The 24,620-nt window shown below is 39.5% G+C and carries 23 protein-coding genes; 12 read left to right on the plus strand and 11 right to left on the minus strand.

The window, feature by feature from the left end:
- Positions 1-80: 80 nt before the first annotated feature.
- The 5 genes from ACNSN3_RS07350 (at position 81) to ACNSN3_RS07370 (ending at position 5,831) form a co-directional block, all read left to right on the plus strand.
- Positions 81-1,727: an electron transfer flavoprotein-ubiquinone oxidoreductase gene (locus ACNSN3_RS07350; RefSeq protein ID WP_418608961.1), complete on the plus strand. Its 1,647-nt coding sequence runs from the start codon at positions 81-83 to the stop codon at positions 1,725-1,727.
- Positions 1,728-1,828: 101 nt separating this feature from the next.
- Complete coding sequence (locus ACNSN3_RS07355; RefSeq protein WP_008113812.1) at positions 1,829-2,293, plus strand: acyl-CoA thioesterase; 465 nt, start codon at positions 1,829-1,831, stop codon at positions 2,291-2,293.
- A gap of 246 nt (positions 2,294-2,539) precedes the next feature.
- Positions 2,540-3,109, plus strand: coding sequence for an outer membrane beta-barrel protein (locus ACNSN3_RS07360; protein ID WP_418608963.1), 570 nt, complete (start codon positions 2,540-2,542; stop codon positions 3,107-3,109).
- Positions 3,110-3,272: 163 nt separating this feature from the next.
- Positions 3,273-3,977 (plus strand): tRNA (N6-threonylcarbamoyladenosine(37)-N6)-methyltransferase TrmO, encoded by a 705-nt coding sequence (gene tsaA / locus ACNSN3_RS07365; RefSeq protein ID WP_138621937.1) that lies wholly within the window; start codon positions 3,273-3,275, stop codon positions 3,975-3,977.
- A gap of 129 nt (positions 3,978-4,106) precedes the next feature.
- Positions 4,107-5,831: a proline--tRNA ligase gene (locus tag ACNSN3_RS07370; protein WP_418608966.1), complete on the plus strand. Its 1,725-nt coding sequence runs from the start codon at positions 4,107-4,109 to the stop codon at positions 5,829-5,831.
- 179 nt (positions 5,832-6,010) lie between these two features.
- Here ACNSN3_RS07370 and ACNSN3_RS07375 read toward each other — a convergent pair whose 3' ends face one another.
- From ACNSN3_RS07375 to ACNSN3_RS07385, 3 genes are read right to left on the minus strand one after another with little or no spacing between them, the layout of a single operon-like run.
- Positions 6,011-7,219 (minus strand): ABC transporter permease, encoded by a 1,209-nt coding sequence (locus ACNSN3_RS07375; RefSeq protein WP_055012100.1) that lies wholly within the window; start codon positions 7,217-7,219, stop codon positions 6,011-6,013.
- Complete coding sequence (locus tag ACNSN3_RS07380; RefSeq protein WP_418608968.1) at positions 7,212-8,000, minus strand: ATP-binding cassette domain-containing protein; 789 nt, start codon at positions 7,998-8,000, stop codon at positions 7,212-7,214. Before ACNSN3_RS07380 ends, ACNSN3_RS07375 begins: the two co-directional genes overlap by 8 nt.
- Positions 7,997-8,809 carry a DUF3025 domain-containing protein gene (locus ACNSN3_RS07385; RefSeq protein ID WP_138569692.1) on the minus strand — a complete coding sequence of 271 codons (813 nt, stop codon included), beginning with the start codon at positions 8,807-8,809 and terminating at the stop codon, positions 7,997-7,999. The genes ACNSN3_RS07380 and ACNSN3_RS07385 overlap by 4 nt, the downstream gene beginning before the upstream one ends.
- A 107-nt stretch (positions 8,810-8,916) precedes the next feature.
- Between ACNSN3_RS07385 and ACNSN3_RS07390 the strand changes: the two genes are divergently transcribed.
- Together ACNSN3_RS07390 and ACNSN3_RS07395 are read left to right on the plus strand one after the other, a co-directional pair.
- On the plus strand, positions 8,917-10,542 hold the full coding sequence (locus ACNSN3_RS07390; RefSeq protein WP_008113796.1) for a M28 family metallopeptidase: 1,626 nt from the start codon (positions 8,917-8,919) through the stop codon (positions 10,540-10,542).
- Positions 10,543-10,630: 88 nt separating this feature from the next.
- A complete protein-coding gene (locus ACNSN3_RS07395) occupies positions 10,631-11,803 on the plus strand; it encodes a putative manganese transporter (RefSeq protein WP_418608970.1) in 1,173 nt (390 codons plus the stop codon).
- Positions 11,804-11,861: 58 nt separating this feature from the next.
- Here the strand turns inward: ACNSN3_RS07395 and ACNSN3_RS07400 are convergent, their stop codons facing one another.
- From ACNSN3_RS07400 to seqA, 7 genes are all read right to left on the minus strand, one after another.
- Positions 11,862-12,221, minus strand: coding sequence for a DUF805 domain-containing protein (locus ACNSN3_RS07400; protein ID WP_418608972.1), 360 nt, complete (start codon positions 12,219-12,221; stop codon positions 11,862-11,864).
- Positions 12,222-12,380: 159 nt separating this feature from the next.
- Complete coding sequence (locus tag ACNSN3_RS07405) at positions 12,381-13,955, minus strand: dihydrolipoyllysine-residue acetyltransferase (RefSeq protein WP_418608974.1); 1,575 nt, start codon at positions 13,953-13,955, stop codon at positions 12,381-12,383.
- 8 nt (positions 13,956-13,963) lie between these two features.
- Positions 13,964-14,941, minus strand: a complete 978-nt coding sequence (locus tag ACNSN3_RS07410; RefSeq protein WP_010390106.1) for an alpha-ketoacid dehydrogenase subunit beta — start codon at positions 14,939-14,941, stop codon at positions 13,964-13,966.
- Positions 14,941-16,155, minus strand: a complete 1,215-nt coding sequence (locus ACNSN3_RS07415; protein WP_418608976.1) for a thiamine pyrophosphate-dependent dehydrogenase E1 component subunit alpha — start codon at positions 16,153-16,155, stop codon at positions 14,941-14,943. Before ACNSN3_RS07415 ends, ACNSN3_RS07410 begins: the two co-directional genes overlap by 1 nt.
- Positions 16,156-16,420: 265 nt before the next feature.
- Positions 16,421-17,473, minus strand: a complete 1,053-nt coding sequence (astE, locus tag ACNSN3_RS07420) for a succinylglutamate desuccinylase (protein ID WP_418608978.1) — start codon at positions 17,471-17,473, stop codon at positions 16,421-16,423.
- An 83-nt stretch (positions 17,474-17,556) separates the two neighbouring features.
- Positions 17,557-19,194: a phosphoglucomutase (alpha-D-glucose-1,6-bisphosphate-dependent) gene (gene pgm, locus ACNSN3_RS07425; protein WP_109874605.1), complete on the minus strand. Its 1,638-nt coding sequence runs from the start codon at positions 19,192-19,194 to the stop codon at positions 17,557-17,559.
- A gap of 9 nt (positions 19,195-19,203) precedes the next feature.
- Positions 19,204-19,788: a replication initiation negative regulator SeqA gene (gene seqA, locus ACNSN3_RS07430; protein ID WP_010390110.1), complete on the minus strand. Its 585-nt coding sequence runs from the start codon at positions 19,786-19,788 to the stop codon at positions 19,204-19,206.
- A 484-nt stretch (positions 19,789-20,272) separates the two neighbouring features.
- Here seqA and ACNSN3_RS07435 point away from each other — a divergent pair, with 484 nt between their 5' ends.
- The 5 genes from ACNSN3_RS07435 (at position 20,273) to fur (ending at position 22,804) form a co-directional block, all read left to right on the plus strand.
- Positions 20,273-21,040 carry an alpha/beta fold hydrolase gene (locus ACNSN3_RS07435; protein WP_010390111.1) on the plus strand — a complete coding sequence of 256 codons (768 nt, stop codon included), beginning with the start codon at positions 20,273-20,275 and terminating at the stop codon, positions 21,038-21,040.
- 95 nt (positions 21,041-21,135) lie between these two features.
- A complete protein-coding gene (locus ACNSN3_RS07440; protein ID WP_008113777.1) occupies positions 21,136-21,357 on the plus strand; it encodes a DUF2788 domain-containing protein in 222 nt (73 codons plus the stop codon).
- Between the two features lie 2 nt (positions 21,358-21,359).
- The gene (gene ybfE, locus ACNSN3_RS07445) at positions 21,360-21,638 is read left to right on the plus strand and encodes a LexA regulated protein (protein WP_008113775.1); all 279 of its coding nucleotides are present in this window, start codon (positions 21,360-21,362) and stop codon (positions 21,636-21,638) included.
- A gap of 13 nt (positions 21,639-21,651) precedes the next feature.
- Positions 21,652-22,179, plus strand: a complete 528-nt coding sequence (fldA, locus tag ACNSN3_RS07450; protein ID WP_008113772.1) for a flavodoxin FldA — start codon at positions 21,652-21,654, stop codon at positions 22,177-22,179.
- A gap of 181 nt (positions 22,180-22,360) precedes the next feature.
- Entirely contained in the window at positions 22,361-22,804 is a 444-nt protein-coding gene (gene fur, locus ACNSN3_RS07455; protein ID WP_010390113.1) for a ferric iron uptake transcriptional regulator, read from the plus strand.
- Positions 22,805-22,873: 69 nt separating this feature from the next.
- Here the strand turns inward: fur and glnS are convergent, their stop codons facing one another.
- On the minus strand, positions 22,874-24,538 hold the full coding sequence (gene glnS, locus ACNSN3_RS07460; RefSeq protein ID WP_418608982.1) for a glutamine--tRNA ligase: 1,665 nt from the start codon (positions 24,536-24,538) through the stop codon (positions 22,874-22,876).
- Positions 24,539-24,620: the final 82 nt, after the last annotated feature.

Consider the following 24,620-nt stretch of genomic DNA (forward strand, 5'->3'; position numbering starts at 1 on the left):
CATAACAAAGAAACAGGTTGCTTAGCTTACTTTTTGCTAAATAATGCAAAGGTGAGTCCGTCATAGATAAAGAGGTTATTATGATTGAACGCGAAACCATGGAATTTGATGTTGTTGTTGTAGGGGCAGGTCCTGCGGGGCTTTCAACAGCAATTAAACTCGCGCAGCAAGCACAAGAAAAACAACAAGAGTGCATGATATGTGTAGTTGAAAAAGGCTCAGAAGTTGGCGCACATGTATTATCAGGTGCCGTTTTTGAAACCAAAGCACTTGACGAATTACTGCCAAATTGGCAGGAACTCGGCGCTCCTGTTTCGACTAAAGTGGTAAATGATGAGATTTACTGGTTTAACAACGAACATAAAGCAACCTCAATTCCTCACTTTGCTACACCAAATACATTTCATAACAAGGGTAACTACATTGTTTCTATGGGTAATGTATGTCGCTGGTTAGCAGAGCAAGCAGAAAACCTTGGAGTAGAAATATTTCCAGGCTTTAGTGCGCATTCAGTCATTATTGAAGATGATGTTGTAAAAGGCATCATTACTGGCGATATGGGTGTAGATAAAAATGGCAATGAAAAAGACGGTTACATGCCAGGTATGGAGCTACGCGCTAAGTACACAGTATTTGCTGAGGGCTGTCGCGGTCATCTAGGTAAGCAACTGATCAATCAGTTTGCTTTAGACGATGAAAGTTCACCACAGCATTATGGTTTAGGTTTTAAAGAAATTTGGCAAGTTGATGAATCTAAACATCAATTGGGTAAAGTTGTACACGGAACCGGTTGGCCATTAAGTGGCGACACTGGCGGTGGCGCCTTTATGTATCATAGCGAAAACAACCAAGTGGTTGTGGGGTTAATTGTTGATTTAAATTACTCAAACCCACACTTAAGCCCGTTTGATGAATTTCAACGATTAAAACATCACCCTATTTTCAAAAATACGCTTGAAGGTGGAGAACGCATTGCTTACGGTGCACGTGCTATTGCTAAAGGCGGTTTACATTCATTACCAAAAATGCACTTCCCGGGTGGCTTGCTAGTGGGCTGTGATGCAGGCACGCTTAACTTTGCAAAAATTAAAGGCAACCATACGGCTATGAAGTCAGGCATGATAGCCGCTGAAGTTATTTTTTATGCGCTACAAAACAATTTAGCCAATACTGATTTAACCCAGTATAGCGATGAGTTTAAAAAGTCATGGGCGTTTAAAGAGCTGTATCAGTCTCGTAATTTTGGCCCTGCTATGCATACCTTAGGTAAATTTGCAGGCGGCGCATATAACACGCTTGATCAAAATATATTTAAGGGTGCCCTACCGTTTAGTTTTAAAGATAACGTACCTGACCATGCAACTTTAAAAGACGCTAACCAAGCTGAAAAAATTAACTACCCTAAGCCTGATGGCAAACTCAGTTTTGATAAGCTTTCTTCAGTGTTTTTATCTAATACCAATCATGAAGAATCACAGCCGTGTCACTTAAAACTAAAAGATGCATCAATTCCGATTAACGTTAACTTAGTTAAATTTGACGAGCCAGCACAGCGCTACTGCCCTGCCGGCGTTTACGAAGTACAAGAAGTAGAAGGCGAGCAATCCTTTGTGATCAACGCGCAAAACTGTGTGCATTGTAAAACCTGTGATATTAAAGATCCGAGCCAAAATATTACCTGGGTAACTCCCGAAGGTGCTGGTGGCCCTAACTATCCCAATATGTAACAACCTTTCTATAGAAATTATAAACTTATCCTAAATTGCAGGGGCTTCGGCCCCTTTTTTGCGCTATGCTGTTAAGTAATATGAATGAATGAGAGTGTGTTATGGCGTCGTCGAGTGTAATTTTTCGTTTTTTAGCAGAGCCAACCGATGTAAATTTTGGTGGTAAGGTGCATGGCGGTGTGGTCATGAAGTGGATTGACCAAGCGGGTTATGCCTGTGCTGCGGGCTGGAGCGGCCATTACTGTGTAACAGTATCGGTTGCGGGCGTTAAGTTTAGCCGTCCTATCTTAGTTGGCCAAATTGTTGAGGTTGAAGCAAAAATTGCACACACCGGCAAAACCAGCATGCAAATTTTTATTCAAGTTCGCTGTGGCGACCCTAAAACGCAAAACTTAGTTGAAACCAATCACTGTGTTATTAGCTTTGTTGCTATGGATGAAACGGGTTACCCTGTGGCGGTACCAGAATTTAAATCGGTTACCGACGAAGACAAAAAGCTTGAGAACTACGCAATTAAAATGAAGCAAATAGCCATCGAAACAGAAAACTTATTAGATAAAGTTTAATTTAGTTACTTTTATAGGTATGTAGAAACTACAACAACTTGTAAAAGCTACAATTTTTTAATTTTTACGGATTAACTGCACGCTGAACACCTGATTGTTTTGCGTGCCAAAAACACCATAATAGCTTAACAAACACACATAAAGACTAAATATTAGGCTAAATAATACTTGGCACGCTCACTGCAATTAGTAAATCGACGTTTGATGAAATAATTCATCGATATTACTTTTTAAAGGAGCTATATAATGATTAAAACACTTTCTCTTTCTGCACTTGCTTTAGCAACACTGGGTTTTAATTCAGCGGCACAAGCTGATGTTACCGACATGGACTCTCCGCGCATTTACACTGGTATTGGTTATGGCCAATATTCATTTCAGTTTGAAGATAGCGAAAACGACACCGACTTTGATGACGACGCGCAAATGTTAAAAGGTTACATTGGTACCCAATTTAATGAAAATTTAAGTCTTGAGCTTGCTTATCAAAATTTTGATGAAGTGAGTGATATAGACAGTAAAGCTGAAATTGATGGCGTATCGTTAGCAGCACGTTTTGCAGCGCCGATCACTGAAGATTTTTCTGTTTATGCAAAAGGTGGTTGGTTTGAATGGGATGCAGAAGTTACTCAAGAGCTACCGGTTGGCAGCGTAAGCGCATCTCAAGATGGCGGCGACGTATTTTACGGTGCAGGTATTGAATATGCATTTACAACCAATATGCAAGTGCGTTTAGAGTATGAGCGTTACGAATTAGAAGATGATATTGATCCAGAAATGGATGTTGCGTCAGTATCATTCCAATACATGTTTTAATAATAGCTTAATTGTTAAAACATTAGGTAAGGCTATTTTTAGCCTTACCTTTTTTATTTCACATTTAAACCAATCAGTCTATAATTCCTCTCCTAATTAAGCTAATGCCAGCAACATTAATTAAAGGTAGAATAACGCTCTATTTTTTCTATAACCGAGCATTATGAGCGATTATCAAATTTCGGCTATTGGCCACATTCAATCTCCGTATAAACAAAAATTTGCCATTCCTAGGCAGCCTAGATTAGTACCCGAAGCTAAAGCTAAATTGATTTTTGCCAAAGAATTTAATCGTGAAGAATTTGTTCGCGGATTAGATGAATTTAGCCATATTTGGCTGTTATTTCGTTTTCATGAAACTGCTGATAAAGGCTATTCAGCAATGGTTCGCCCGCCGCGCCTTGGCGGTAATGAGCGTAAAGGCGTATTTGCTACTCGTGCTACTTTCCGTCCAAATGCTATTGGCATGAGTGCAGTAAAGTTAGAGGGAATTGAGTATAAAAACGGCCAGTTGGCGTTATTGCTCGCCGGTATTGATTTACTTGATGGCACACCCATCGTAGATATAAAACCTTATTTACCCTATTCAGACTCATTACCCGATGCAAGCGCTGGATTTGCCGATACGCGCCCAGAGACTCAAATGAGTGTTGAGTTTAGCCAACAGGCTATAGAATTTATAAATAAACAAAGTCACTATCCTGAGCTACAAGCGTTTATTAGTAATGTGCTAAAACAAGATCCGCGCCCTGCCTACAAAAAGCAAAAACAAGGCGTGCAAAGCTATGGTATGAATTTGTATGAATACAATATTACTTGGCAAGTGACTGATTCTCATCATCTGGTTACTCATATTGAGCTCAGTTAAGCTAACTTTAAAGCCCTGCTATGGCTATAAAATTCGATAAAAAATCACTTAGCGCTTTAGTGTCAATGCAACCGCTGGTAAACTGAGCCCCTTAATTAAAAGAACATATCACTCTATTTCGGAAAAAACATGCGTACTAGTCAATATATACTCGCTACACTTAAAGAAACGCCATCCGATGCGGAAATTGTCTCGCATCAATTAATGCTTAGAGCCGGAATGATCCGTCGCGTCGCTTCGGGTTTATACACTTGGCTTCCCTCTGGCTTACGTGTGCTAAGAAAAGTAGAAAACATAGTACGCGAAGAAATGGATAAAGCCGGCGCAATTGAAATGCTTATGCCTGTTATTCAGCCTGCTGATTTATGGGAAGAGTCTGGCCGCTGGAGTGAGTTTGGTCCTGAGTTAATGCGCTTTACCGACCGTCATAATCGTGAATTTGCCATGGGCCCTACCCATGAAGAAGTGATCACCGATTTTGTTCGTAAAGAAATTAACAGCTACAAACAACTACCAATTACTTTGTACCAAGTACAAACTAAAGTACGTGACGAACGTCGCCCACGTTTTGGTGTTATGCGTGCCCGTGAATTTACTATGAAAGATGCCTACTCATTCCATTTAACCGATGAATGTTTAGATGCAACGTATCAAGTAATGCACAAAGCCTACTGTAATATTTTTGAACGTTTAGGCTTAGATTACCGCCCAGTAATTGCAGATACAGGCTCTATTGGCGGTAGTGTATCGCATGAGTTCCATGTACTTGCTGAATCTGGCGAAGACGCCATTGCTTTTAGTGATGCCAGCGACTACGCCGCTAATATTGAAAAAGCCGAAGCATTAGCGCCAACTGAAGCTCGCCCACAAGCAAGCAAAGAGTTAAAAGCATTCCCAACGCCTGATGCTAAAACAATTAATGAGCTTAAAAAACACTATGGCGTAAAACCCCATCGCGGTGTTAAAACATTAGTGGTTTATGGTACTCCTAATGAAGACGGCGTACGCGAGCTTGTTGCATTAGTACTGCGTGGCGATCACGAACTTAATGAACTCAAAGCTGAAAAGCACCCATTGGTTGATTCTCCACTTGAAATGGCAACCGAAGCAGATATTGTTGCTGCCATTGGCGCAAAACCAGGCTCTTTAGGCCCAGTTGGCTTGAACATGCCTATTATTGTTGATAGAACAGCGGATGTAATGGCTGATTTTGTAGCCGGTGCCAATAAAGATGATGAGCACTTTAGCGGTATTAACTGGGATCGCGACGTAACAAACTACGAAGTTGCTGATATCCGTAATATTGTAGAAGGCGATCCTAGCCCGTGTGGTCAAGGCACGTTACAAATTAAGCGCGGTATTGAAGTGGGTCATATTTTCCAGCTAGGTACTAAGTACTCAGAAGCATTAAAAGCAGGTGTACTAAGCGAGTCAGGTAAAAACCAAATAATGACTATGGGCTGTTATGGAATTGGTGTATCACGTATTGTTGCTGCAGCTATTGAGCAAAATAACGATCAATACGGTATTACATGGCCTAAAACCATAGCTCCTTTCGATTTAGCAATTGTGCCAATGAATATGCATAAATCGCATCGTATTCCTGATATTGCTAATAACCTCTATCAAGGTTTAAAAGATGCAGGTTTGGACGTGTTATTTGATGACCGTAAAGAGCGCCCTGGTGTTATGTTTAACGACATGGAATTACTTGGTGTACCTTACACGCTTGTCATTGGTGAGCGTAACCTTGATGAGAATAAGGTAGAACTTAAAAACCGTCGCACCGGTGAAAAACTTATGATAGATATTGATAGCGCGATTGAAACTATTAAAGCGCAATTTAAATCATAAATAATAATCTAATTAAAAAACCGCTGTATGGTTTTTCATACAGCGGTTTTTTATTGATTGCTTATCTAGTAATTTTCAAACACAGAGCTTAAATTAAGCAAATAGCACTGTCTCATAATTAATAATTTATAAAAAAAAGGTCGCTGTGCGACCTTTTAAATACTTTGCAATTTAGATGGTTATCTAAACAACACGTCTTCGCGGTTAAACCACTTAACACAAAATGCCAATAGTGCACCGGCTATCAGTGCTGTAGCTAAAAATATCAATCCCACCAGCGTGTAATCGACTGTTCCTTTAATAATTTCTTTGATCGCTAAGGCGACGTTAGTAACCGGAATAAAGGCTGTTTTAGCGGTCAGTTCCATATTAGGCATAATGGAGATAATAATTGGGAAAAATACCACCATACTTAATGGCGTCATGTAATTTTGCGCTTCTTTAAACGAACGTGCATAGATTGATATAGCCAATGCTAATGCAGAAAAAATAGCTGCAATTGGTAATAATAATACAAAAATCATCAGCAAGTCTGAAATGCCTAATGTACTAAACGCGGCTTTAATAAACTCTAGATCAGCAAATGCCAGTGCTAATGCTATCCAACACCCCATACTAATCACGGTGATAGTAGTTGATGCGATTGAAGTTGTGAGTAGAGTAATAAATTTACCCAATACTAGCTCTGTACGAGTAATGGGGGTAAGTAATAACGTTTCTAAAGTACCACGCTCTTTTTCGCCAGCGCCTAAATCAATTGCTGGGTAAGTTGCCCCCATTAGCACTAGCGGGATAAGTAAATAAGGTAAAAACCCACCTACTTTTTCACCTAAGTTTTCACGTTTGTCTGCAGTATCAACTTTAACCACATTAATTGGCTTTAAAATAGATTCTTGTGCGCTTTTATCGATACCAAAACTCAATAGTTTACTTTCTTGAAGTGTATCGCTGTACTCTTTAGCAAGTTCTTTTACACGCTCAAATAAGAAGTTAATTGATTTTGAATCATTAAATACAACTTGCCATTCACTTTGCTTTTTATCATCTAATGTTTTTACTGCATCGCTTGGTAAGTATATTCCCATGTCGATATCGCCAGCAGTTACCCCTGCTTTTAGCTCCTCAACACTATTAAAAGTTTTATCGCCTTTATATAACTCAAAGCTTTTATGATAAAACACTTTATCAGTAAATTCTGGGGCAAAGTCGCCATTGATAATCGCATAAGTATTCACTTTTTGCTCTGCATCAAGCGCGGCTTGCGAAGAAATAAACGCAACCACAGCAAATAACAACGGAAAAACCACAATCGGAAATACTACCACGAACAACAAGGTTTTTTTATCGCGTAGCAGCTCGGTTAATTCCTTTTTAAAAACTTCAAACATCTTGCTTCTCCGTTAATATGTTCATAAACGCTTGGTTTAATTCTTCGCTGTTACCCGCTTGTTTAAATTGAGCGAGGGTGCCATCAAAACAACTTACACCTTCATTAATAACCGCTACACGGTCACATAAAAGCGCAACTTCATCTAAATGGTGCGTTGAGAAAATAACCGGAGTGCCTTGTGCTTTTAAGCCTTTAATAAAGTTAATCACTGTTTGCGTGGTCATAATATCAAGCCCGGTAGTTGGCTCATCAAGAATAACAACGTCTGGATGATGCACCACAGCACGCGCAATGTTGGCTTTTTGCTTCATACCGGTTGATAAGTTTTCAGCACGTTTATCAATAAATTTATGCATATCGAGTAAGGTAAATAACTCTTCACAGCGTGCCTTGATTGCCTGCTTGCTCATGCCATGTAGCTTTGCAAAATATTCGATATTTTCTTTTACCGTTAAACGGCCATATAAACCAGTAGAACCAGACAAAAACCCGATAGATTTACGCCCAATCAGTGGCTTTTTAATTATATCGTTTCCGGCAATAGTAATACTGCCATCATCCGGTTTTAAAGCGGTTGAAATCATTCTTAAGGTGGTGGTTTTACCCGCGCCATTAGGCCCTAACAGCCCTAATACTTCGCCTTTTGCACAGCTAAAGCTGACATTTTTTACTGAATGAAAAAAGTCTTTATCTTCGCGTGGGTCTACTTCATCTGTTTTATTTTTTTTATGATCTTTAGTGAGCTTAAACTTCTTCTTAAGCGCGGTGACTTCTATCATTTTCGTGTCCTTCGTTTCGGTCTAAAATAGTCCGTGTTGTCGTAAAATGATGAATTGTTATTCTCCTCACACCAACCAGGAACACCTAATAAGGGTAAGGGTGAAAGCTGTTTATTATCGGCTAAACAATCATCATTTTTAATCATCTCATAAAGTTGCTTATCTAGGTACTGATATTGCGTTACTAAATCTTTACAAAATATTTCATCGGGTACATTCACAAATAATGCTTTGCCTGTGAGCCCAATATAAGGTTTGGTCAACATTTCGTAATTAGCGTGGCCAAACATGAATGGCGCTATAGTTTTACCCCACTGCTCTCTATGCGTTATAAATGCTGTTTTCCATTGATGGTCTCTTAAGCATGCTTTCCAATTAGAGTCACTAATAGCTAAAACTACGCCACACTCGTCAAACAGGGTTAATGCGTTACGATGTTTACTGCGTTGTTTTAAACCATGCACAGCTATTTCATCTACATGACGCTGATTGATTAGGGCTTTTGTTTTTGGGAATAAACACCAAATAAAACCACCAAACAGATCATGCCAATTTTGCTGGCGAGTAGGTACTTCCCCAGTTTCAAAAATAACTTGTTCATAATAGCGCTCAGCAAAGTCAACCTTTGCATCATCGATAAAACGAACGGGGAGATTATTTGCGTTTATGGCATTTAAGTACGGGGCAAAATACGCAGGTTCTGGCCAGTCTGTTTGTTGATGAATTTTAAACAGCTGACGTAAGTGAGCAAATGCCCCTGTGTTTAGGCTCGTTACTTGGAATTGTTCTGGGGGAGTAAAACGCTTCATTGTTACCTTTACTGTACATTTTTATCCGTGACAGTTTACCGCAAAAACTGGTTCTAATTAACAGAAGTTCATATACTAGGGCCACTTAGAACAAAAAAAGAGCCAATATGAAACGTTATTTTTCTTTGACCTTAATCACAACAGCGATTCTAGCGGGTTGTGCAACAACAAGTATCACTTCTGACGATGTCGCGAAAGGCTATAACAGCATTCAAGCCGATGAAATTGCTAAGCATGTAAAAGTGTTAGCCTCTGATGAGTTTGGTGGTCGTGCTCCTTCATCTGAAGGTGAAAAGCTTACGCTTGACTACTTAACAAAAGAATTTACTGCATTGGGCTTTGAACCGGGTAACGGTGATAGTTTTTTCCAAGAAGTCCCGCTTGTATCATTAGAAGCAGACTCTGACATGGTGCTTAATATTGGCGGTAAAGACTACCAATACAAAAAAGACATGGTAATGGGTAGTAGCCGTATAAGTGCGCAAGAAGGGATTGAAAATTCAGAGCTGGTATTTGTCGGCTACGGTGTTAACGCACCTGAATATAATTGGAATGATTACGAAGGCCTAGATGTTAAGGGTAAAACCGTCGTGATGCTGGTAAATGATCCTGGTTTTGCAACTAAAGATCCAAACTTATTTACCGGTGATGCCATGACCTATTACGGGCGCTGGACTTATAAATACGAAGAAGCAAGCCGTCAAGGCGCAGCGGGCGCTATTATCATTCATGAAACGGCTCCTGCTTCTTACCCTTGGTCAGTGGTTGAGAACTCGTGGAGTGGCGAGCAGTTTGGTTTTGTAAAAGATAATAACAACATGGATCGTGTTGCTGTTGAAGGTTGGGTTACTGTTGATGTAGCAAAAGAGCTATTTACTAAAGCAGGTCTTGATTTTGATACTGCTAAAGCAGAAGCAGCTAAAGGCGCTTACCATGTAGATATGGGCGATTTAGCTGCCACTGTGAATGTAAAAAATACCATCAAAAAATCGGTATCTTATAACTTTATTGCCACTCTTCCTGGTAGTAAAACGCCAGATGAGCATATTATTTACTCTGCGCATTGGGATCATTTAGGAACGGATAAAAATCGTAAAGGCGATCAAATTTATAATGGTGCCCACGATAATGCGACAGGTACAGCCGGTATGATCGAAGTGGCTGAAGCCTTTACTAAACTAGGTAAACGCCCTGACCGCTCAATGACCTTTTTAGCGGTAACCGCTGAAGAACAAGGCTTGCTTGGCTCAAAATATTACGCCGCTAACCCGGTTATTCCAGCAAATAAAACCGTTGCTAATATTAATATGGATAGCTTAAACCTATTAGGAAAAGTAAAAGATATTAGTGTGGTGGGTATTGGGAAATCGCAAATGGATGAACTATTAGCAACGGCTGCTAAAGAGCAAGGTAGAACAGTATCGGGCGACCCTAAACCATCTTCAGGTGGTTACTACCGCTCAGATCACTTTGCCTTTGCCAATATGGGTGTACCTGCTATGTATGCCGGTGGTGGTTCAGAAGCATTTGACGAAGAAACGGCTAATTATCGCAAGCGTATGAGTTTAGTATTGCGCGGTTGTTACCACCAGCCTTGTGATAGATATCGTGATGAGTGGGATTTATCAGGTGCGGTTCAAGATTTACAACTATTTTATAAAGTAGGTTTTGATATTTCACAGCAAACTCAATGGCCTACTTGGAATGAAAACTCAGAGTTTCAACGTAAATAAACGTTTTCAAGCAATTACCTAAATGATATTGATTATCATTTAATAAAATAGTACAGTGCGATCTAGTTTATTAATTAGGTCGTACTGTATGTTTTTAACAGAACATTTGGGAGTTATTTCGCCAGCTGCAAAACGTGTTTTTCATCAAAATAAACGCCTAATTTTACCCCTGTTAATTTTAGTTTGTTTAGCCCTGCCCAGCTTACGCACTATAACAATCACTGCACTTAGTGATGCTTTTTTTCAAGTCAGTGTGTTTGTTGCTGCGACCCTATTTATTTACTACTACGCGATTGATCATTTACCCCAACTAGAGCTTCGTTATCTAAATGCTAAGTCTCCTGTATTAGAGGTCAGCTTTGCTGCTTTTTTAGGTATGCTGCCAGGGTGTGGTGGTGCAATCATTGTTGTTACCCAATTTACCAAGGGACAAGCAAGCTTTGGGGCTATTGTTGCGGTATTAACGGCTACAATGGGTGATGCCGCATTTTTATTGTTAGCTACCCGCCCTACTGAAGGGTTATCGATAATGGCAATAGGCTTAGTCGTTGGAACGCTAACAGGCTTACTGGTTAATAAACTACATAAAACGGGTTATTTATGCCCTACCAATCAAAAGCAAACACAGCCAGTGACTGTATTGCCAACCAAAATAATAAAATTGAGCAAGCCTATTTGGTTAATGGCTATTATTCCTGGGTTACTGATTGCTTTTATACTGGCGTTTAATATTGATTTAAGCCAATTTGGCAATCATGTAGTAAATGCGGTCAGTTTTTTTGGCGCATTAATGGCATTGTTTGTGGTGTTTATGTGGGCGCTATCATCAAAAGGTGAAAGCTATAAGGAAGTGACCTCAGAAGACGATGTATGCAGCCCGCCTTCAAAAATAACAAAAGTACTGCAAGATACTCATTTTGTAACCGCGTGGGTGGTTGCCTCCTTTATATTATTTGAACTACTGGTGAGCGTGTTTGGTCTTGATTTAAAAACATGGTTTTTAAATTATGCCTATTTAGCACCTTTAATTGCGGTATTAATTGGTTTTTTACCCGGTTGTGGGCCGCAAATCATTGTCACCACGTTATACATTCAAGGTGTGATACCGTTTAGTGCTTTAGCAGCGAACGCCATTTCCAACGATGGCGATGCGCTTTTCCCTGCCATTGCTATGGCACCCAGAGCAGCCATTATTGCTACAATTTACACCGCCATACCGGCATTGATGGTTGGTTATGGACTGTATTTCTTTGTAACTTAATTTTTTACATAAAAAAGCTCAGCAATGGCTGAGCTTAAAATGTTTACAAGTTACCTAATTAAGCTGTGTGTAGTTCAACTTCTTTAGGGTTAGCTCCGTGATCGTTTTCACCTTCTTGCGAGTCTTGCGCTAGGAAGATAATCAAAATGATCCAGCCAATTACTGGCACTAGCCACAGTAATTGCCACCAACCTGAACGATTAGTATCGTGAAGACGGCGAGCACCCGCACTTAGTTGAGGAATCAATAAAGCCAAGCTATATATTGTGCTTACAAACATTGTGTTTGTAATACCATCCATAACACTTGTTAAAAGCGAAAAAATCAAATTAATTAACATAAACATCCAAAATGCTTTGCGGCGATTACGTCCTGAAAAATCTGCGTAGCTACGCAGTGCATTCATATAATGTTCCATAAAATTTCCTTAATGTTATTTTTTATATTCCCTAAAGGGCGTACAGTGTTACCTATTTGGTTACATTTGTATCTTAATTAATAATATAAATTTATTAAAGAAAAAAACCAGCTTTATGCTGGTTTTTTAAATAGTTTTTTAATAAATCATCAAAAAGAATTAGCGCATTGCCATCATCATTTTAGCTGGCTGTTCTAGGTATTCTTTCCATAAATTATTAAAGCGCGCTATAGTGCCGCCATCAATTACACGGTGATCACCTGACCAACTTACTTGCATAATTGCACGTGAAACTACCTGCCCTTGCTGATCAAAGCGTGGAAGGTGCTGTAATTTACCAAGTGCAACAATCGCGACTTCTGGCTTATTTATGATTGGCGTTGCAATAGTGCCGCCAATTGCACCAATGTTAGAAATGCTAATAGTGCCACCTTTTAAATCATCAGGTGCAACTCGCCCTTCGCGAGCAGAATCAGTAAGCTGAGTTAAACTGTTAGCAACCTCTACAATGCTTTTAGTTTGACAAGCTTTAATATTAGGCACTAATAAGCCCACTTTAGAATCTACCGCAACCCCAATATTATGATCGTCATAGTAAGTAATTTCGCTACAATCATCATTTACTTTTGAGTTAAGTACTGGAAATTGACTCATTGCCAACGATAACGCCTTAATAAAAAACGGCATCATAGTTAACTTAACGCCCTGAGCTTTATATTGCTCTTTCAGATCAGTTCGAAGTGCAATTAAATCAGTTAAGTCAATTTCATCACTGTAGGTAAAATGTGGAATAGTAGAAACCGAAGCTACCATTTGTTTTGCCATGGCCGCTTTAATACCTTTAATCGCTTCTGTTCGCGCTCCACCTGCGCTCGTTACATGTTCAGTGCTGCTGAATTTTTTACTCTCAGTAGCCTGTGGTTTATTAAGCTCAGAAGTATCCATACCAGATGGCACTTCATTTTTTATAAATGCTTCAATGTCTTGTTTATAAATACGGCCATTTTTACCACTGCCTGGCACACAGGTTAAGTCAACATCAAGCTCACGCGCTTTGCGTCTAACCGCAGGCGATGCAACTGCTTTTTGGTTAATTACTGCAGTTTGTGGTTGCGTTTGTTTATCGGGCGTATCGGAAGTTGCATTACTTTGTGCTTTAACAACCGCATTATTAACATCAACATCTTCCTTTGCAGCTTGACCTGCTATGGTCATTTGAAATAACGGGCTGTGTACCTTGGCAATTTCACCTTTTTGATAATATAGCTTTTGTACGGTACCGGTATATTTAGCCGGTATTTGTACTAACGCTTTATCGGTCATCACATCACAAACAGCTTGATCTTCTTCAATCTCATCACCTTCTGCCACTAACCACTCAACAATTTCACACTCAACGATACCTTCACCAATATCGGGTAAGATAAAATCTTCTAAATGTTCACGAGTAGATGTTGGTGCAGATGGTGTTTCAGCCTCTTCACTGGGTGCTTCCCCGGCAACATCCATCGCAAATAACGGCGCATGCACTTTAGCAATATCGCCTTTTTTGCAATGCAGCTTAGTGATCACTCCATCGTGTACAGCAGGAATTTGTACTAAGGCTTTGTCTGTCATCACATCACAAATAGGCTGATCTTCTTTTACTGTATCGCCTTCTTGTACCAGCCATTCGACTACTTCGCATTCAACAATGCCTTCACCAATGTCAGGTAATATAAAATCTTTAGCCATGGAAACCTCTAAAAGTTCACTGATTGTTTAATTGCGGCCATTACTTTCAATGCATCTGGAACATATTCTTTTTCTAGCGCCAGCGGATATGGTGTATCTAAACCACATACACGTAAAATAGGCGACTCTAAATGTAAGAAACACTCTTGAGCGATAGTTGCCGCAATTTCAGCGCCAAAACCATTGGTAATAGGCGCTTCATGACTAACAATAAGCCGACCTGTTTTTGTCACTGACTTAGCAATCGTTTCAACATCCCACGGTAGAATACTGCGAAGGTCAATCACCTCACAGCTAATACCTTGCTCACTGGCTTGTTTAGCGGCTGCTTCTACGATTTCCATTTGTGCGCCCCACGCCAATAAAGTAACGTCAGTGCCCTCTTGAACTACCTCAGCTTTACCTAGTTCAATGCTGTAATCTTCTTCTGGCACTTCACCCGTAGATGCACGATATAAACGTTTTGGCTCAAAAAATAGCACTGGATTATCGTCTTTAATACATGCGCGAAGTAAGCCTTTAGCTTGATAAGGATTACGCGGCACGACAATTTTTAACCCTGGCGTATGAGCAAAATATGCTTCTGGCGATTGCGAGTGATACAAACCACCAGCAATACCGCCGCCGTAAGGTGTGCGTATTGTTAGATTACCCACGTTAAATTCATTACCGCTACGGTAGCGAAACTTAGCAGATTCATTCACTATTTGGTCAAACGCAGGAAAGATGTAATCAGCAAATTGAATCTCAGCAAGCGCTGGTGCACCAAATGCGGCCAATCCGTTAGCAAAACCTAAAATGCCTTGCTCTGTAAGCGGCGTGTTGAATACTCGGTGCTTACCGTATTTTTCTTGTAAGCCTGATGTTGCTCTAAAAACACCGCCAAAATAACCAACGTCTTCACCAAAAATACACGCTTGAGGGTGCTCATTCATAGTGATATCTAAAGCAGAATTAATTGCATGTAGCATGTTCATTTTAGCCATTACTTAATTCTCCCTGCTGTTGTTGGGTAGGCATCAGGATGGGCTTTTATATGTGTTTTAAGCTCATCATATTGGCGTTGTAAAGATGGAATTGGTGTATCGTACACATCAGAAATCAGCTCTTCTAAGGCTGGTTTATCAATTACTTCAGCGCGTTTAAGTGCCGCCAAAATATCATCACGAATTGTTTCTTTCGCTTTTATATCTTCTGCGTCATCTAACCAGTTTTGTTTTACTAGCCATTTTCTAAAGCGCTCTATTGGGCACGCTTTATAGTTTGCTTCTTCATCTTTTGAACGGTAGCCACTAGGATCATCTGACGTTGAGTGCGCGCCTAAACGATAAGCTATCGATTCAATAAGTACAGGTTCACCTTGGGTTGCTGCAATTTCTCGGGCTTTTTTAGTTGCTGCATAAACAGCGAGTGCATCGCTGCCATCAACACGTATGGTTTTAATACCATACCCTACGCCACGCGATGCAATACCATCACCTTTAAATTGTTCATCAGCTGGGGTAGAAATAGCATAACCATTGTTACGTGCAAAAAAGATAACCGGTGCCTTGTGCACTGCAGCCATGTTAAGACCTGCGTGGAAATCACCTTCTGAAGCGGCACCTTCACCAAAATAACAAATGGTGACGTTATCAATAGTGCTTGCTAGTTCACCTGTTTTAGCATCGATATGTTTTACTTTTTGACCGTATGCATAACCGGTGGCCTGTGGGATTTGAGTTCCTAATGGCGATGAAATTGTCATGTAGTTAAGTGCTTTAGAACCGTAATGGATCGGCATTTGACGGCCTTTACCAAGATCTAGTTCGTTAGAAAACATCTGATTCATAAATTGGTCAAGCGTAAAACCACGGTAGTGCAACGCCGCTTGCTCACGGTATTGCGCCATAATCATATCATCTTGATCAAGGGCTGCCGCAGAGGCTGTTACCGCCGCTTCTTCACCTAAACACTGCATGTAAAAGCTAACACGGCCTTGGCGTTGAGCACCCTGCATACGTTCATCCAATAAACGAATAAAACGCATGGTTTCGTATAATTTAATAGCGGTGTGTTTAGAAATGTCAGGTGCAGGAGCACTAGGATGAATGTCGCCGTCCTCAGTTAAAATACTAAGGGTTGGAATATTAAGCGCGTGACCGTCGATAAACTCAAGCTCATGGTTAATATTCAGCGATACGTTATTGGGATTACTCATAACCTACCTTCTCTTGTTGTCGGTATCACAGTGCCCCTTTAAATTATTATTATGGGTGATTGTTGCTGAATAAACTTTGCAACATCTGCACTGTATTTAATTAAAGCTGCCAACACTTTACGTTAACGTAAAGTGTTATTCAACAAAACTGTGACCAAACAAAAGTAAATATTGAGCAAAAAACTGGCAAGTTAACTATACATATAATTAACCACTTATTAATCAGCTGGTTAAACTTTCATAACAAGTGGTCTGATGTGTTGAATTAGCTAAAACGACTATCCACCTGCATAGGCACAACCGTTAATAGTGCACGTTGTCCAATAGCAACTTGTGCGTTAGGAAAAATAATCGCTTCCCCTTCTACGTCCACATAAATTGCATTATCACCATCAGTTGCTAAAAGCTCACCCTTTGCAAAGCCTGTAAAGTTCTCGGCATCATCAGAAAACGGGAAGCTAAAGTTTTGCTCTGTGCGGTTAATTGTGCGATGAACAGAAAACAACTCAAAGTCACTTGCATTAAATTTAGGGTATTCCACTTCTTTTTGACTAATTAATGCAGTTAATGTTTGCTTAGTTTTTGCAAAGCGCGACATGTCGTTTTCACCAAAGGGTTTTACTTGTCCAAGCTCAACGGTAAACGAATCAGCCCCATGCACAAACGATGAATAGTAGCTAAACGTGGTAGCGGGTGATTTCATCATTAATACCGTATTAACTCCGCAACTCAATAAAAACTGCAGTTGCGACTTTTTCCAAGGCTTGCCATGTAAAAATGGGTAAACAGCAAACTTCTCATTTTTAGAACCACGAATAGCGGTATGTAAATCATAATGACAGCGATACGTGTCCTGCTCTGAGCGTGCATAAAAATCGCTAACGTACTGTTCAAGTTTTGCAGCACGAATACGTTCGTCGTTCATCGCGATGCCATCAACAGTGTGGTGCCCATTAAATAAGCGATTTAAGTTCTCTTCTACAAAGCGTTTACCAATATTAATTGACTGAGGGTTACCAAAAATAAATAAAACCCGTTGTTGTAATTCAAGTTTTCCACTAATAATGTGTTTAATCAGTTCATCGCAAATTTCTATAGGGGCTGTCTCATTGCCATGAATTGCACTGGATAGCACCACATTCTTTGACGTTATACAATCAGGCTCAAATTCAATTACACCGGTATCATGCACGGTTACTTGCGTATTATTATTAAGAGTAAATTGGCCTGCATCCAAATGCCATTCATGGTTTCGAGAAAGCGTTAAAAAATCACCATCATGTTTTAATTGATTAATATATTCTGAAGTGGCTGACATCACTATAAAAGCCCTTTTTGTTTTATAAATTGTAGATACAAAAACGGCTGAATAAATCAGCCGTTTTTAATTTTAATTGCAGATTAGCTAATTACTGAATCAACCAGTTTTTTAGCTTCTTTTTCTAATAAGGCTAAATGCTCTTCGCCTTTAAATGATTCTAGATATATTTTATATATATCTTCAGTACCTGACGGACGAGCAGCAAACCAGCCACTTTCAGTTACTACTTTTAATCCACCAATTGCTGCATTATTACCTGGCGCATGAGTAAGCTTTTGCATAATTGGCTCACCGGCTAAGGTATCGGCTTTAACATCGTCAGCACTGAGCGCTTTTAAACGTGATTTTTGCTCAGGCGTCGCTGGCGCATCTAAACGTTTATAAATTGGTGCACCAAATTCTTGCTCTAGTTCTTTATATAACGTAGACGGTGTTTTACCTGTAACTGCAAGAATTTCAGCAGCAAGTAGCCCCATGATAAAGCCATCTTTGTCTGTACACCATACGGTGCCATCAAAACGTAAGAAGGCTGCCCCAGCGCTTTCTTCACCACCAAAAGCCAACTTGCCTTTATTTAACCCCTCAACAAACCATTTAAAACCAACAGGTACTTCTTTTACTTTACGCTTATTACGCTCAGTGACTTTATCAATCATTGAGCTAGAAACGAGGGTTTTACCAATTTCAACGCTGGCATCCCAGTCACGATGCGTTAGTAAGTAATCAATGGCTACTGCTAAAAAGTGATTTGGATTCATTAATCCATCAGGTGTTACTATGCCATGACGGTCATAATCAGGGTCATTGCCTATCGATAGATCAAAATCATCTTTAAGGGCAATTAAATTCGCCATTGAATAAGGTGATGAGCAATCCATACGAATTTTGCCATCTTTATCAAGTGGCATAAATGCAAAACGCGGATCAACACTGTCATTTACAACGGTTAAATCTAGATTGTATTTTTTCGCAATCACTGGCCAAAAGTTGATGCCTGAACCACCTAATGGATCAATACCTACTTTAATACCAGCATCACTAATCGCTTTTAAGTTAACAATGTTTTCAAGATCATTAATGTACGGTGTCATTAAATCTTCATAGCGGATAAAACCAGAACGCGACGCTTTAGCAAATGGAAACAGTTCTACTTCAACTAAGTCTTCCATTAAAAGCTGATTGGCTCTATCTTCAATCCATTTTGTTACATCTGTATCTGCAGGGCCGCCATTAGGTGGGTTATATTTGAACCCGCCATCTTCAGGAGGATTATGAGACGGAGTAACAACAATACCATCGGCTAATTCATTTGGGTGATTTTTATTATAACTAACAATAGCGTGGCTAATTACCGGCGTTGGTGTGAAGTCGCCATTTTCTTGGGTGATCACTTGCACTTCGTTAGCAACCAGCACTTCTATCGCTGAGTTAAAGGCGGCTTCGCTTAATGCGTGGGTGTCTTTACCCAAAAATAATGGGCCAAATATATCGTTTTGTTTTCTGTAATCACAAATAGCTTGGGTGATTGATAATATGTGGGATTCATTAAATTTCACATCATACGCACAACCACGGTGCCCTGAGGTGCCAAAGGCAACACAATGCTCAGGGTTTTGCTCTAGATCAGGCTCATTTAAATAATACGCAGACACTAACTTTGGTACATTCACTAAAACCGATTGTGGTGCAGTTTTCCCTGCGCCGGAATGAATTGCCATGGTATTTCCTTAAAGATAATCACGAATTTTTTCAGCTTGCTCATTGCTATAGCCCAAGCTAAGTGCAACTTCATGCAGCATCATTTTTTTACGTGTAGTATTTGAATTAGTCATCACCCAATATTCACTATCGGTGATGTTTTTAGGGTTCATACTACTACCGCTATTCACTAAGTCTTCTTTACTGGTCGCAAAATAAACACGATCGCGGCCTTTGATATCAAGCACTGCTGAAAAGTCAGTTTTGTGCGTTCGGTAAAATGCACTTAATATAAATAAGAAACGACCAACAACACCTTTTTGCATTGCCAGCTCTTCTTTATTTAAAATATTAAATACGTTCGCATTCTTTTTATTTACCGGCGGTTTCGCCACAGAGGCTGGCTGTTCAACGGCAGCAACTTGTTGCTCTTCAGATGGATTAGACACACTAACAGTTTCATTTTTATGATCAGTGTCTGATTTTGTAGTGTGAATTTTTTCGCCGCTGAGATTTAATAAACGACGTAAAATAGTCGATGCACTTTCACCAATACTCTGGGTATTGCTAGCAATGTACTGATATAACTCGTCGTCTATGTCGATTTGTTTCATGTTCTTCCTGTCATTACGGGTCACATTTTTCTTTCGATATGATTATACCCAAATCACCTCAAGATGCGAGTTTCAGTTGGAATTAAAAGCGATTTAGGCAAGGCATTGATTGCAAACAATAGTCATTCTATTGCTAAAACCAATAACGCAGTATAAATCGCTTTTAAACCAACCCTCTGGGCGTTTAACAGGAACTTACTCTCATCGTTGTTAATTTTTAAAAGGGATTGCCATTGTTGCAAACTAACGCCTTGATATTAAGCCCCGGTGAAACGCTGAATTCTGTATCTTGTGATGGTTTGGGTATATACCCAATCCAGTTAGAAATGCGAGTTACAACCCACGCTACCCTAAACATATAATTAATAATGACCAAATAATCAGAGAGCTAGGTATTTTGCATCCAGCGTTTAAATAATATCTGTATTTTTTGCTTTTTTAGTTAATGCTCGGCAAACTATGCGCAAAATTATGGGAGACGTTTATGCAATTAAATTACAAACAAATTGGTCAAGGTCCTGATGTTGTTTTGATCCATGGACTGTTTGGCTCATTAGAAAACCTTAATGTGATTGCAAAACCATTAAGTGAACACTTTTGCGTAACCAATGTCGATTTACGTAACCACGGCCTTTCCCCACACAGTGATGAAATGGATTACCTAGCCATGGCCAATGACATTGTGGAATTAATGGCGAAATTGAAAATACAAAAAGCCCACCTTGTAGGGCATTCCATGGGCGGTAAAGTGGCAATGCAAGTTGCATTAACCCATAGCGAATTGGTCAATAAATTAGTGGTACTTGATATCGCCCCAGTTAGCTACCCGGCTCGTCATACCCAAATCATTGAGGCATTAAATGCAGTAAAAAATGCCGATATTAGTGATAGAAAGCAAGCTGATTTAGTAATGCAACCGTATATAGAAGAGTTAGGAGTACGTCAGTTTTTATTGAAGAGTTTATATAAAAATGATGCAGGGAAATTTGTATGGCGATTCAATTTGTCAGTGCTTGATAATAAATATTCAACAATTACCGACAACATTAATGCAAATAATTCTTGTTTATGCGAAACTCTGTTTATTAAAGGTAATGACTCTGACTACATATTAGCTGAGCACCGTGAAGCAATTAATTCGCTGTTTAAAAATGTAAGTGCAAAAATCATCCATGGTGCGGGTCATTGGTTGCATGCCCAAAAACCACAGGCTGTAAACAAAGCAATCAATGATTTTTTAACTGCAGTTTAATGTTATTTTTGTGGCGTGTTTTTGATTTATCACACTAAATAATTAAAGATTTATGTGCTATAGTACGCGCCGTTTAATTTAAAGGTTATACGTCGATGGTCAGTCAGTTTATTAACGAATTTGATACCTTAGGGTTGTATTTTGGCTTAGCAGGTATTTTTATTTTTATCGGCTTGGCAATTAAAGACGTACTGAAAAGCGGCAATGTGCCTAAATTTGGTCGTTATATTGTGTGGCTGGTACTTTTTTTAGGTTGCTCTGGCTTTATTGCCAAAGGACTTATTCAGGTATTTTGGCAAGGTGCGGGTGTAGGTTAAGCATGGCCAAGTCAGAAACAGATAGAACAACGCTTGATTTATTTGAATACGAGAAACGTCCAGGTAGGCCGAAAACCAATCCCCTTCCACGGGATATGCAGTTAAAGGTCAATAAACGTAATCAAATAAAAAGAGATAAAGCACGTGGCTTAAAGCGTGTTGAATTTAAAGTTTCGTCACAGCTGTATCAGGCTTTGAGTGATATGGCAGATGCACAAAATATTAGCCGTAGTGCGTTGATCGAAACAATTTTACAAGAAAGATTGGCTATTGATAGATAAAAGGTTTAAATCCATGGCAAGTGTAGGCATTTTTTTCGGAAGTGATACAGGTAACACAGAACACGTAGCAAAAATGATCCAAAAAGAATTGGGTAAAAAGCTCGTTGCTGTGCATGACATTGCAAAAAGCTCTAAAGAAGAGATAGCTGAATTTGATCTGATCTTATTCGGCATTCCAACTTGGTACTATGGCGAAGCGCAGTGTGATTGGGATGACTTTTTTCCTGAGCTTGAAGAAGTAAGCTTTGAAGGTAAGCTAGTGGCTATTTTTGGCTGTGGCGACCAAGAAGACTATGCAGAATACTTCTTAGACGCTATGGGTATGATCAACGATATCGTAACAGAGCGTGGTGCTATTGTTGTTGGTCATTGGCCAACAGACAGCTATGATTTTGAAGCATCAAAAGGTATGGCGGATGACAAGCACTTTGTAGGCTTAGGTATTGATGAAGACCGTCAGCCGGAACTAACCGAGCAGCGCGTTAAACAATGGTGTGCTCAGGTATATGATGAAATGTGCTTAAGTGAGTTAGCAGATTAACCCTCCCTTTTTATGCTAACTGTTTAAAATATTATCAAACAGTTAGCATTTTCCGCGTTAATATTGATATAGATCAATTGTTCTTTGCACTTCCTGCAAAGGCACGTTATCCTAACTGTTATTGTGACGAGTACATCTTGCAAGATGTCTAGTATAACTAAATAAAATTGAGACAGATTTAATGACTGATCATAACTTGGAACTTAAAAAAGCCGGGCTAAAGGTAACTTTACCGCGTATTAAAATTTTAGAGATTCTTCAATCTCCAGATAACCAACACATAAGCGCTGAAGATGTTTACAAGGTTTTATTAGATCTAGGCGAAGAAATTGGTCTTGCGACTGTTTACCGTGTTTTAAATCAATTTGATGATGCGGGTATTGTTAGCCGTCATCATTTTGAAGGTGGCAAGTCTGTATTTGAACTTTCTGGCAGTACTCACCATGACCACTTAGTGTGTTTAAAGTGTGGCAAGGTTGTTGAGTTTGAAGATGACTTAATTGAACGTCGTCAACTCGAGATTGCTGAAGAAAACGGTATTAAGCTAACTAACCACTCTCTTTACCTATACGGTGAGTGTGAAGATAAAGACGCATGTAAGGCGTTTGCACAAAACAACAGTTAATTTTATTAATTGCATAAAAAAACCTGCTAAAAGCAGGTTTTTTTGTGTCTAAAATAGAACAGAACAGAATTACTTCTGATCTATTTTAGCCCATGAGTCGCGCAGACCCACAGTTTGGTTAAATACCACATTCTCAGATTTACTATCACGAGAGAAGTAACCAGTACGCTCAAACTGGAAACCTTGCGCAGGCTGTGAATTTGCCAGTGAAGGTTCTAGTTTTGCATTATTAATAACAACTAACGACTCTGGGTTTAATGTGCTTTCAAAATCTTCTGCTGCTGCAGGATTAGGAACACTGAATAAACGGTCATATAAACGTACTTCCGCCGTCACTGACTCAGGTGCTGACACCCAATGAATCACCCCTTTTACCTTACGCCCATCGCTTGGGTTTTTACCCAATGTTTCAGGATCGTAAGTACAGTAAATAGTGGTAATTTCACCGTTATCATCTTTTTCAACACGATCTGCTTTAATTACATAAGCGCCACGTAAGCGTACTTCTTTATCAAGTACTAAACGTTTGAACTTATTGTTTGCTTCTTCGCGGAAATCTTCACGTTCAATAAAAATTTCACGGGTAAAAGGCACATCACGACGACCCATTTCTTCTTTATTTGGGTGATTAGCAACAGACAATGTTTCAACAGTGTCGGCTTCATAATTCTCAATAACGATTTTAACCGGATCAAGTACAGCCATAGCACGCGGTGCATTTTCGTTTAAATCATCACGGATACACGCTTCAAGCATACCCATTTCAACCATATTTTCTTGTTTAGTAATACCAATACGTAAACAAAACTCACGAATTGAAGCCGGTGTATAACCTCGACGACGAAGACCCGCAATCGTTGGCATACGCGGGTCATCCCACCCTTCTACCTTGTTATTTACCACTAAGTCATTAAGCTTACGCTTTGACATAATTGTGTATTCAAGGTTTAACCGTGAAAATTCAATTTGCTGTGGGTGGCATTCAAGGCTGATATTATCAAGAACCCAGTCGTAAAGACGACGGTTATCTTGGAATTCTAAGGTACATAATGAATGTGTTATACCTTCTAACGCATCAGAAATACAATGCGTGAAGTCGTACATTGGGTAAATGCACCATTTATCAGCTGTTTGGTGATGATGTGCAAAACGAACGCGGTAAATAATTGGATCGCGCAGCACCATAAATGAGCTTGCCATATCAATTTTTGCGCGCAGTACACATTCGCCCTCTTTGAATTCACCATTGCGCATCTTTTCAAATAATGCGAGGTTTTCTTCAATCGAAGTATCGCGATAAGGGCTATTCTTACCTGGCTCTTTTAATGTGCCACGGTATTCACGCGCTTGATCGGCAGTTAAAAAACACACATACGCTAAACCTTTTTCAATTAGCTCTACTGCATAGCCGTAAAGCACATCAAAATAGTTTGACGAATATTTAATCTCACCATCCCAATTAAACCCTAACCACTGTACGTCTTCTTTAATTGAATTAACGTAGTTAATATCTTCTTTTTCTGGGTTTGTATCGTCAAAACGAAGGTTACATAAACCGTTATAGTCTTTTGCGATACCAAAATTTAGGCAAATTGATTTTGCATGGCCAATATGTAAAAAGCCATTTGGTTCTGGTGGAAAACGGGTATGCGTTGTGGCATGTTTTCCACTTGCTAAATCTTCATCAATTCGGGTTCTAATAAAGTTACTTGGGCGATTCTCGATTTCCGCCATAGGAGTATAAACCTCTGTATATTGCGTGATAACAAAACTAATGCATTATTACAAAAACCAAGCGTAACATACAGTAATAGAT

It is taken from the genome of Pseudoalteromonas sp. US3C1004, from assembly GCF_048401065.1.
In the GTDB taxonomy this organism is placed as follows: domain Bacteria; phylum Pseudomonadota; class Gammaproteobacteria; order Enterobacterales; family Alteromonadaceae; genus Pseudoalteromonas; species Pseudoalteromonas undina.